This window comes from Erythrobacter sp. MTPC3 (assembly GCF_042854385.1).
Classification (GTDB): Bacteria; Pseudomonadota; Alphaproteobacteria; order Sphingomonadales; family Sphingomonadaceae; genus Erythrobacter.
On sequence record NZ_BTGP01000020.1, the window covers coordinates 1 to 10,239 of the forward strand.

10 protein-coding genes are annotated in these 10,239 nt (G+C 57.9%); 4 read left to right on the forward strand and 6 right to left on the reverse strand.

From position 1 onward, the window contains the following. Positions 1-371: 371 nt before the first annotated feature. A complete protein-coding gene (locus ACGHU1_RS16550; protein ID WP_390588752.1) occupies positions 372-767 on the reverse strand; it encodes a hypothetical protein in 396 nt (131 codons plus the stop codon). A 97-nt stretch (positions 768-864) separates the two neighbouring features. On the opposite strand from ACGHU1_RS16550, the gene ACGHU1_RS16555 reads away from it, so the two are divergent. Next, complete coding sequence (locus ACGHU1_RS16555) at positions 865-1,170, forward strand: hypothetical protein (protein WP_390588755.1); 306 nt, start codon at positions 865-867, stop codon at positions 1,168-1,170. Positions 1,171-1,309: 139 nt separating this feature from the next. Here ACGHU1_RS16555 and ACGHU1_RS16560 read toward each other — a convergent pair whose 3' ends face one another. From ACGHU1_RS16560 to ACGHU1_RS16580, 5 genes are all read right to left on the reverse strand, one after another. Then, positions 1,310-2,020, reverse strand: coding sequence for a LamG domain-containing protein (locus ACGHU1_RS16560; RefSeq protein WP_390588757.1), 711 nt, complete (start codon positions 2,018-2,020; stop codon positions 1,310-1,312). A gap of 19 nt (positions 2,021-2,039) precedes the next feature. Beyond that, complete coding sequence (locus tag ACGHU1_RS16565; RefSeq protein WP_390588760.1) at positions 2,040-4,694, reverse strand: MAC/perforin domain-containing protein; 2,655 nt, start codon at positions 4,692-4,694, stop codon at positions 2,040-2,042. Further along, positions 4,694-5,596, reverse strand: coding sequence for a hypothetical protein (locus tag ACGHU1_RS16570; protein ID WP_390588763.1), 903 nt, complete (start codon positions 5,594-5,596; stop codon positions 4,694-4,696). Before ACGHU1_RS16570 ends, ACGHU1_RS16565 begins: the two co-directional genes overlap by 1 nt. Before the next feature lie 230 nt (positions 5,597-5,826). Then, positions 5,827-6,360 carry a hypothetical protein gene (locus tag ACGHU1_RS16575; RefSeq protein WP_390588766.1) on the reverse strand — a complete coding sequence of 178 codons (534 nt, stop codon included), beginning with the start codon at positions 6,358-6,360 and terminating at the stop codon, positions 5,827-5,829. A gap of 9 nt (positions 6,361-6,369) precedes the next feature. Continuing rightward, entirely contained in the window at positions 6,370-6,675 is a 306-nt protein-coding gene (locus ACGHU1_RS16580; RefSeq protein ID WP_390588768.1) for a hypothetical protein, read from the reverse strand. A gap of 158 nt (positions 6,676-6,833) precedes the next feature. On the opposite strand from ACGHU1_RS16580, the gene ACGHU1_RS16585 reads away from it, so the two are divergent. The 3 genes from ACGHU1_RS16585 to ACGHU1_RS16595 all read left to right on the forward strand — a co-directional run bounded on the left by ACGHU1_RS16585 (position 6,834) and on the right by ACGHU1_RS16595 (position 10,191). Continuing rightward, the gene (locus ACGHU1_RS16585; protein ID WP_390588771.1) at positions 6,834-7,469 is read left to right on the forward strand and encodes a response regulator; all 636 of its coding nucleotides are present in this window, start codon (positions 6,834-6,836) and stop codon (positions 7,467-7,469) included. 149 nt (positions 7,470-7,618) lie between these two features. Continuing rightward, entirely contained in the window at positions 7,619-9,562 is a 1,944-nt protein-coding gene (locus ACGHU1_RS16590) for a sensor histidine kinase (RefSeq protein WP_390588774.1), read from the forward strand. Positions 9,563-9,642: 80 nt separating this feature from the next. Further along, positions 9,643-10,191 (forward strand): hypothetical protein, encoded by a 549-nt coding sequence (locus tag ACGHU1_RS16595; RefSeq protein ID WP_390588777.1) that lies wholly within the window; start codon positions 9,643-9,645, stop codon positions 10,189-10,191. Positions 10,192-10,239 lie beyond the last annotated feature (48 nt).

Here is a 10,239-nt window from a genome sequence, read left to right on the forward strand (position 1 = left end):
TTGCGCGCCGCCAGTGTACAAAAGTTGACTTTCGACGTTATGTCCGCTTCGCGCCCCACTTCGGTCACTGGGCCAACTGCAAGCATCTTCTGAAAGCGGTCATAAAGGCTGCGCTGCAGCGATGTCCGCTTTGGTCTACGCTAGCGAGTTGGTGCCCGTTCTTTCCTAAGCCAATCACGACCGAGGAGAACGACAATGTCCAACTCTCACTTTTACTCCGCCATGCATAACCCCGTGGCATAGAATGCCCGCTAGACCGTCGGCATCAATCCTCCGCCAACCCAGGCGCTGATCTCAGCGATCCGCTTCTTCCCTGATCGCGATAAGCGATGGCCGATCGTGATCGAGCAGAACACAGGCGATTGCCTCACTCACTTCTTGTTGCCCCCGCCGAACAGGCCGCGAAACGGATTGAAGTAGAACTTGCTCTTCTTGCCTTGCTTAGCCTGCTGCGGTTTCTGGGCTGTAATTGGCGCTCCTCCACCAAACGGACGATATGTCCGTGTCACCACTGACGAAATATCACTCGCAGTCCGGCCATCCTTGCGCGCTTTTGCGGCTGCCTGCATCGCCGGGGAAGCGGCCGCTTTACCTGTCTTGCGCGGGGATTGCGCAACACGCGGCGGCACAGGCGGGGGCGAAGTTGGCGCTGCGGCCGCGAGATAGCTCGGAACGGCAAGCGCAGGCTTTGCCGCAACATTGGCTGTCTTGCCTTTGCCTGGCTTAGTCTTGCTGCGTGATGGACCAGCCTGCTTACCAGCGACCAAAGTTGTCTTGGGTTTTGAGGTCTTTCCCTGTGCGCGCCGAGTCCCCTTTTTCCGAGATTTCGCCGCCTGTTTCGCAGGTGATGCTGCGGCTTTGCCCTTGTTGCGCGTCGTTTGCGCAGCGCGCGGCGGCAATGGCGGCGGGCTGGGTCTGGCCGATCCAGCCGACAGGTTCATGTTCGCACCGGTGACGGCTATTGCCGCTTTGGTATCATATCTTCCCGCGAGCCGGTTGCCTGCCTTCGAAACAGGGCGCGATGTGCCCGCAGCCTTGCTGGCGACCGTCGTTGTTTTCGGCTTGGAGGATTTTCCTGCAGCCTTGCGGGACCTTTTCTTTCCCGACTTTGCAGCTTGTTTGCCCGCAGGGGCCTTCGCTTTTGCGCCTCTACGCGGTTTTCCCCGCTGACCTTTTGAGCTCCCCTGGCTCGGAGGTCTGGCCTCTGCTGCACCTGAAAAAAGGCTTACCGAAGCAGGCGCTGGCACAAAGCCAGACACCGCCAGTGCGATCACTGCGCTGGCTGCCGTGAGGGAACTCGAGAGCCTCTTCATGGCAGGGTCTCCATCGATTCCACGACCAGCAATTCGCCCGCGCGAAAATCACTTTGCGCAGCGAGAAACTCGGCAGCGGGGTGGTCTTCACTGTTCGCATCGAGCACGTCGCGCAGCCGGAAATCGACGATCTCTTGTTGCTCCAATGGTTGGCTCCAGAACCGCAGTTGGGCAATCGCACCGTCCAAGTTCGCGCTGTTGTCGGGTTCGATCCCGCCGACAAACAATCCCGCCGACGGTAAGGACATCGGCATCAATTCGCTGGTCCCGACCAACTCACCATCTACATAGACTTCCAAGCCGTCTTGCATGATGTTGACTGCAACGTGGTGCAAATTGCCATCGGACAGATCGGCGATGAAGACATCCTCATCGTTTGCGTTTGCAAAGACCAGTCCATCGCGCTCGCGCAGGACCGATACCTGGTACAGGATACCCTCCGGCCCGATATTGATGACCACCGGCGGATCGTATCCGGGATCCCCGCTCCAACTTGCAGCTACCCAGAATTCAATTGCTCCGCCATCAGCCAGATCGAGCTGTGGAGAAGGATCGAAAGCAATCGCGCCTGTCTCGCTGACTTGCAGCACATCGGGCGAATAGCTTTGTGCCATTGCAGCGCCAGGCGCAAAAACTGCTGTCACACCCAATGCGAGCGGTGCGGCGATAGCCAGTTTCGCGCGGCGGAAGATGAATTGGTATGGCATTGTCTCGCTCCTCATCGGATCACTTGATGCGCTTCACGCGCAGGCGGAGTGTAATTTCAGGGCGGCCCTTGGGACCAAACTTCCACTTGGTCGTATGCGATTTACCAACGGACAGACCCGATCGCTGCATTGGCGTGTTGTTCAACGAGCGCTGGTCGGACCGGATTCTGCCTTGGGTGGCGCCGGTGTACCGCCAATTGAAATCGAATTTCAGCGAATAACTGCGTATCTGTTCCCGCGTACCACGCAGTACCATCAGCCCAGGCGTGTTGTCCGAAATCCGATAGTCGTAGGTCCGGCTCAGATCGTCTTTCCATTTGCAGCCCGTCGAAAGCTCCTTGCTCCCGGCAAAGGCATTCTTGTGACCGCTGCCAGAAACCCGGATATCGCCCGAAGCTCCGGTCGTGGTCCCTGGTCCCGGCTTGGTGCAGCCGATGGTGCGGACATAGACATGCCATTCCTCGATCTCGGCCTCGGGTTCGGGCTCTGGCTCAGGGGGTGGCGGGGTATAGCTGACCTTCGAGATCAGGCGCTCATTGCTAAGCGGTCGCGTCTGGCCGGCAAGATACTGATTGATCGCCAGTGCCAATTCGGCGCGAACCCGTGTGTATATGTCGGGCTGATCGGGGAAATTGATCGGGTTCAACAGCTCATCAAGCGGCCGCAGATCGAGCAGGATCGGGGCAACACGGTCGCCGCGTGAATAGCCGCCAGAATCCCATGATCCATTGCCGCCTACCGCGATAAAGCGGCCACCTTCATTTCCGAACGCACCTGAATATCCTTCAATGCGGCTAGTCATGCTTTCGTTAAAGCCGCCGATCGAACTGCCAAGGATCCGGACCTCTCCTTCCAGCTTGTCGCCTTGGGTTTCACCGAGGACCGACTGGAAGGCCTCGCTTGAAATATCGCGGGTCATCTTGGCGCTGGCGCCATAGGTAACGGCATAGGCATAATGCGTGCCGAACTGGCTGATCAGGTCCTGATAACGACCTTCGCGTTGCGCATCGCCGACCGCGGTCAGGAACCCAGAAGAAAGCTTCGATTCCGAATGATCGACAATAATCGCATAGCTCTTGGCGCGTGAGTATCCGACCACCTGAGCAACCGTGCCGCTTTGGCGCATCGAATTCATTGTCGATTGCGTGCTGGAATAGCCCACGCTTGCACCGGTATCGGCGATCTCTCCGTCGCCTGGCTTGAATGACAGGAAGGTATTCACCGCACCCGAAACGCTGATATTGGCATTCACTCCAAACGAAGTGCTGTTCGCATCCTGCATTTCCTTCGCGCTCGATACGGTCGTTTTGCGATATACGTTACCCTGCAGCAGCTCGTTCTGGAGCGTGAACCCGAACGGCACCGCATATTTTTCCTGGATGCGGTATTCATCGGTGTCACGCCGGTCGAAAACCTCGCGCATGTTGTTGTTCATCAACAGAAACGGGTCCTGTGTCAGAACATTGTAGCCCTTGAGATTGGCGGCAAAATTGTCGGTCTGAAACTGGATCGCGAACACATCATCGGACGGCAGATCGCGGCTCGCAGTCGTTTGCGGACGCAGAAACTGACGGTTGCCAAGCCGGATGCGCAACTCGCCACCGGCGGTGTAATCCATCGTAAGCCGTGGTGGCAGCGATGTTTGCTCCTGCGCTTCATAGACCTTCGTTGCGCCCGCTTGACCAATCAGTCCCTCAACGCTCAAACCATCGCTCGACACATACCGCGTCATGCGAAGGCCATTGATTCCCGATATGACATACAGTTCGCCTTCCGGGTCATCTCCCGGAGCGATGAACAGCGCCCCTGGGGTAGTGTAATTGCCGTGCAATAGCCCTGCGAGCGGAAGTCCTTGAACATCCCATTCGCTTCCGTCGTTGGCCGAGGTGTCGAAGGTCGGGTTGCGATCCTCTTTCCAAACCCCGTCAAGCCTGGTCCAGCACGCATCGCCCGCGCCCGGAACGTTGGCGTTGGGATCCGCAGTTGCGACGGGCGCAAATTCAAGGCCCGTCATCCGGTCGCGCGGCGAGGGCTGCGGCACGCTTGCCGACATTTCCTGCGTCGCGTCATCCGGGATGACGCAGCCCCTGAAAGCTTCCGCAACCGGGCGCGGTTCGCCAAATGCTTCTTCAAGCGAAGCAAAGGTGGGCGGGTTGCTATCCGGCTGGCGAAAGCCGGATGGTGTTGCGCCATCGGGATCTTCAGCAGTGGCGAACATCGGTGGAGGCTCTCTACCATTGTCGTAATCGCTGCCAGCGACGCGGGTGAGCGTGTAGCGTGTCGCACCGAGCAAGCCGGGTACGGACGCTTCAATCCGGTCCGGCGAAACGTGGCGCAAGGTCACGCGGCCCATCAGGGGCAGGTCATCTCCGACATATTCGTTGTCGTCGGTTTGCTGGATATTGCGGATTGTGACCATGTCGGGTTGGACCCGCAGGACGAAAGCATGTGTCCAACCTTCGACCGCATAGGCTCTGCCGCGTTCGATCCGGATGACCTTATTGATGCTGTCGACGCGCCAGTCGCCATCAATTTCCATCGGCTCGGTTTCCGCAACCGCTTCCTTATTGGGGAGGAAAGCAGGGATCTGCGCATTTACCGGTTCTACCGGTGCCAGCGCGGTCCCCGCCATCAAAATCGCCCCGAGGCAGGAGATGACTGTGCCCTTCCGCATTACTGGATCCTCTGGAGAGCCAGCGTGACATAGAGCCGTGCATTGCCGCTCTTGCCGGTCAGGTGAACATCATCCTTGAGCGTCTGCCCGACATTGAGGAGGTTCGCCTCGTTGATCGTGCGCATCAGAAGGCTGCTGTGAGCGCGGTCGAAGGTGACGTTTTTGCCGCGGGTGTTCTTACCCCCGATACGCATGCCGGTGACATTGTTCGCACCAGCCGGGACAGTGATCGTCAGGGCGCCCGGGCCAGCATCGTAGAATTTGTAATTCTGCTTACGCGGGCCCTTCTTGGTGCATTTGACTTCGAAGTTGCGGTCCCTGGACGTCATCCGGTTGCCATTGGGATCTTTGAGGCTGACATTGAAGACCCCGCCATAGGTCTTGCGCAGCAAATCAGTGCCCACGCATCGTGAATTGCTGACATGCAGTTTGTAGATGCGATCCTTGGCAATTGTTGGAGTGCCGCCGCCGCTTGGTGCATCGCCAATCGTGGCATAGTCGGTTGGCACAAGTGCGTACTTCGCTTCACCGAACGCACCTTGCACAACGCCCTGCAGCGTGCCGTTCGGCTGGCGGTTGAACACCACCTTGCCCATCATCGGCAGATCGTCCGCTTCGAAGGTATCAGGCCCAGTCTGGCGGAAATTCTGCAGCGTCACCATACCGGACTTGATCCGGAAGATCAGCGCCTGCGTCCATGGGTCGATCACATAGGCACGCCCGTTTTCGATCGTGATCCGCTTGTTGATGGTCGAGACAACGTAGGTGCCGTCAGCATCGGTTGCCTCACCCGGCGCTACGCTGGCAACGTCGGGCAATTGGGCTTGAGCCTGGCTCGCACCGAACATCGTGCTTGTTGCAAGCAAACCTGCCATCGCCAGTGTCATGATCTTAATACGCATTGCAGTTCCCCCTTTTTCTGCAGCAACTTCCACATGATGACCTCTCGATCGAGTTGCTGGCAATCCTAAATGTCATTTCAACCAAGCCGCTTCACTCATCTCTGGCTTTGTTGATTATGGGATAGCGGGTCCTTTCCTGCTCTCCCATGGGGTCAATACCCCATCTGTAACCAACTGAATTTGATCTCCTAAATCTAGGCGCATTCTCTCTTTGGCGCCCGATCCGGAAATCACGGGCAGGGTGCCGCGGTCCATTGACCGGCATTTTCTCCACGGGCGCACATTTGCTGGCTCCACAGTTTGTCGACTTTCCAGCCGCCGTTTCCTTGTGTGGCTGCGACAAAATAGCGATCGCCTGTCACCGAATCGTCAGCGAGGCCATGGCGCGTAATCCACACCGCGATGAACGGCGTACGCCTGCTTGTTCTGGTGCTGATGTCGGCCACGGATGGGCCCCAACTGCGCTTTTCCATCCGGATGTCGATTGTGGGTCGACCATCGAGACTTTCCGGAGCGCCTCCAATCAAGGGCTCAAGCAAGGCGGCGACGCTATGGCCGCGCCAACCGTTCCATGGCGCTTCGGGATCAAACCGCCAGCCGGCAAAGTCTGCGGCATGAATTGTCTGCGTTTGAACGCGGACCTTGCTCCGCACCGTGCCAAAACACTTCTGCGGTTTTGCATCTTCTAGAAACTCGACCGTACCTGCATGGTCACCCGCATAGGAAAGCGTGTATCGCCGGGCTTCAATACCTTCTGCCGCCAACGTGAAGCTCTATGCACCAGCGCAATCGGCAGTTACCGCGCGGTTGCCGATTGGATGGAAGCGAATGTCGCCGGTTACGCTGATGTGAGCTCGGTGCTGGTCAACTTTCACTTCCAGATCGTGATCCTTGAAGCGGGCCATCCCCGTCATGCACCCCGACCCGATACGCACCGATAGGGTGTTACTGCTGCGGTCAAGCTCCGGGCAGATGTGCGACACGCGCGCCTGAGCCATTCCGGGCTGAAGTGTGACGAACGCGCTGGCGGCTATTGCTGCTGCTCTTGCCAGTATTGTTCGCAATGCGAAATTCTGCATGACAATCCGCCTCTTCTCTTCACCTTTGCGGCCAACTTGCGGCTTACAATGCCATCGCGCTCTTGAGCGGCAAATGGGGCAGATCACCCATCGCAATTGCATGAAGCGATCTAACCCCTATGAGTGTTGAAACAGGCGGCTAGGGGGATGTTTGAGAAATGACGGCGAAAAATCGCGCGATCATTGCCGATGACCACGCGATCGTCCGCACGTCCCTGGCAAGCATTCTTGCGGACTTGGGCAACGTGGAAATCGTGGCAGAGGCCGAAAACGGGCTTGAGACCATTGCACTTGTCAAGCAGCATGCGCCCGATCTGTTGTTACTCGATGCTGCCATGCCGCTTGCGCGTGGGGTGCAGGTTTACGGGGAAGCACGGCGATGGTCACCTGACACGCGCATCGTTGTCGTTACCGGATTTACCTCCACGGCAATGCTTGCAGACTGGCTGGCGGCCGGTGTCGATGGCCTGTTTCTCAAAAGCGCCCTGCCAACAGAGATGAAGGAGGGCTTCGCGCAGGTATTGGCGGGCGGAAAGTTCGTATCCGAGGAAGTGGCCGGCAAACTCGCCGCCGAACCGCAGCGCGAAGAGCTGACCGATCGAGAGCGGGAGGTTCTGGCGCTGATCGCGGCGGGCCATCAGAATGTGGCGATTGGAGAGGAGCTCTTCATTAGCCCCAAAACGGTTGAGAAACACCGGGCCAGCCTGATGGCGAAATTGGGGGTCAATTCGGTTTCTGCCCTTCTCACCTATGCCTTGCGTGAAGGCTTGCTCGATGAGCATCGGCAGCTCTGAGCGGTGGTTCGGCTGAGGGCCTGCGATGGGAATGGGGGATCGACCCCATATCTGTCGATCATAGCGGCGCTAGTCTCATGTTGATGATAAAGCGTTATTCCTCGCGCGTCATTGCTCGGGCCATTCATGCGGCGGTGTTACTGCTATTGATGTCGGCGGCTGCATGGCCGTCACCGGCTTACGCACAGGATCACGCGGGAACGGAAAGAGGCGCCGAGGCGGCGCAGCTGCCAATAGGCAACAAACACCTCCAGCCATTCGACAATCTGCGTTATCTGATCCTCGACAGCAAGGCGCTCGATCCTGACGCGGCAATTGCAAAACGCGGCGAATTTCTCCCGCTCGACAATCCCTGGGTTGATTTTGGCGACCAGGAAAGTGCCGTCTGGCTATTGGTCTCGGTTGAGAACCCAAACGATCAGCCCGGCGAGTGGATGATCGATATCCAGCGACCTTTCGCGGACGAATTGTTGGTCCAGAAGCGTGCGCTGGGCGCTCCGTCACAAACCTTGCTCTCAGCAAGCCGGACGACTCACTTTGATGAGCGGCCAGTGGTCAGTCAGTATCTGGTCGCCCCTCTTTGGATGGAAGCAGGTGAGAGCGCGGAGATTCTTGTCGGACTGCGCTCTTCGACCGGAAGCTGGATGCCGCTTACCTTCGCAACGCCGGAGCGGATGCGCACCGCGCATATGCAGGAAGCGCGATTTAACTGGCTCATCAACGGTGCGATGGTTGTTTTGGTCATCGTTGCGATTGCGATGGGAAGGCTGGTCGGTTGGCCGCTGGTCAGTGCTTTTGCGGCCTATGTTGGACTCAGCGCATTGTTTGTCGCCAACAATGAAGGTTACCTGCATCGCTTTGTCTGGCCGGGTAACATGGGTGCCTATGAGCCCGCCAACCTGTTGCTTTTGACGGGCATGATGATTGCCCTGTTGCAGTTCGCGAGGCTGTTTGCGGGGCTTGGCGAATGCCATCCGCGCACAAATCGCGCCGTGCGCGCACTCCAAATTGTCTTGTGCGTCGCGGCGATATTGAGCGCATTCTTCTGGCGATATGATGCCATGCGATGGGCGGTGTTCGCGCACGTGCCGCTTGTTGCGTTCGCTTACTTCTGGATTGCTATCCTTGCTTGGAAAGAGAAGGTTCTGGGTGCGGTTCCCTTCCTCGCTGGGTCGGCCGCGATCGTTTTCACAGTCGCGTCGATGTCAGCGGTCTTGCTGGTTCCTGGCCGTTTTCCGATGACCGTCGCGCTCGACTATTTCCATGCAACGGTGCTTTTTGAAAGCTTGGCTTTCCTGATCGCGATTTTGGTGAGGATGCTGGCGATGCAGCGCGATCTGAGTCGTTCCTTGCAAGCCGAAGTCGACACAACCCAGGAGAAGCTGGAGCTCGCCGAAGCGCTGCAAGAGAGCCGCAGCCGGTATGACGAAGCGCGCAACCATGCCAAAGGATTGAAGGCGCGGCTTGCATCAACCTCGCATGACTTGCAGCAACCCTTGTTATCGCTGCGCCGGGGGCTTGAGGATGTCGCTAGCCGCGACCCGGCGGCCGCCGGCAATCTACAGGCGGCTTTGACCTATCTTGAGGGCGTGACGGAAAGCGGACTGTCTGAGACGGTTCCAGAAAACTCGCTGTCGGGCGAGAAACCCGATGAAGGGGTGGAGGCATTTCTTGCGAGCCTCGTCATTGCCAATTGCTCCGCCATGTTCAGGGCCGAGGCTCATGACGCCGGAGTTGAGGTGAGGACCCGAGCCTGTGAGGCGCTCATCATTACAGAGCCAATTGAAATAATGCGGGCGACCAGCAATCTCGTATCCAATGCGCTCAAACACGCTCATGCCACGAAGCTCCTCATTGCCATGCAACCGCGCAAAGACCACGTGCTGCTGCGAGTGATCGATGACGGCTGCGGTATGGACGAAGCGGAGCTGGCCCGATTCAGCGCAAAACACGCCAAGAGCGACAGCAGCGAAGGCCATGGGCTTGGACTGCACCTTGTCCACGAATTTGCCGCGCGTCCGGGCCATGAATTCGTGCTCCGATCGGTGAAGCACCGCGGCACCTGCATGACGCTGCGCATTCCGCGCGGATAGGCGCTACGCACCGGATGGGGTCTGCGCCCCATGTTAAGGCAACCATGAGCATCGTTTCACTACCTTGAAGGGGAAATCTGATGCCGTTTCGATATTCGCCTGGTTTGACTGCAGTCCTGGCCTTGCTGGTCTGTCCAATAAACGCGGCAAATGCTGCACAGAAATGTTCCGATGAGGTAGAGATGCCAGATTTGCACGGTCAGTCATGCATGCCGCATGAGGCGCTGATTTTCGCGGGAGAAGTGCGGGACGATTTCGGACTTGATATTACTGTGTGCATTGCCGAGACGGACCACGCAGCCGGGGCAAAGGTGATCGTGCGCTATTCCGGCGAAGGCGGCAATCGCGAGGTTTCATGCCGCTCAAAGCAGTGCGATGAGAAGATAGAGTTTTCTCATTATGTCCGGGCGAAATTTACCGTTCTGGCGCTCACATGGCGCGATGAAAACGGAGAGCAAAAGCTCGTTGAGAGCTTCGATGCGCAAGATAAATTCGCAGATCCCGTTCAAACCGTGAATCACATTTGGGTGCCTGGCTCGAAGGCGGGATCATTGGGCGATCCGGAGAGCTACCCTGTCGCCGCAAATACACCGCCACTTTCCCTGCTCACCTTAGAAAATTGGCTCTAGCTCGGCGACGAACCGACCAAGTGACCGCCTATGAACCGCTTTTTGCGG

Excerpts from the sequence above, each read along its gene's own strand:
- ACGHU1_RS16560 (WP_390588757.1), bottom strand. The coding sequence starts at position 2,020 with ATGCCATACCAATTCATCTTCCGCCGCGCGAAACTGGCTATCGCCGCA.
- ACGHU1_RS16565 (WP_390588760.1), bottom strand. The coding sequence starts at position 4,694 with ATGCGGAAGGGCACAGTCATCTCCTGCCTCGGGGCGATTTTGATGGCG.
- ACGHU1_RS16570 (WP_390588763.1), bottom strand. The coding sequence starts at position 5,596 with ATGCGTATTAAGATCATGACACTGGCGATGGCAGGTTTGCTTGCAACA.
- ACGHU1_RS16580 (WP_390588768.1), bottom strand. The coding sequence starts at position 6,675 with ATGCAGAATTTCGCATTGCGAACAATACTGGCAAGAGCAGCAGCAATA.
- ACGHU1_RS16585 (WP_390588771.1), top strand. The coding sequence starts at position 6,834 with ATGACGGCGAAAAATCGCGCGATCATTGCCGATGACCACGCGATCGTC.
- ACGHU1_RS16590 (WP_390588774.1), top strand. The coding sequence starts at position 7,619 with ATGTCGGCGGCTGCATGGCCGTCACCGGCTTACGCACAGGATCACGCG.
- ACGHU1_RS16595 (WP_390588777.1), top strand. The coding sequence starts at position 9,643 with ATGCCGTTTCGATATTCGCCTGGTTTGACTGCAGTCCTGGCCTTGCTG.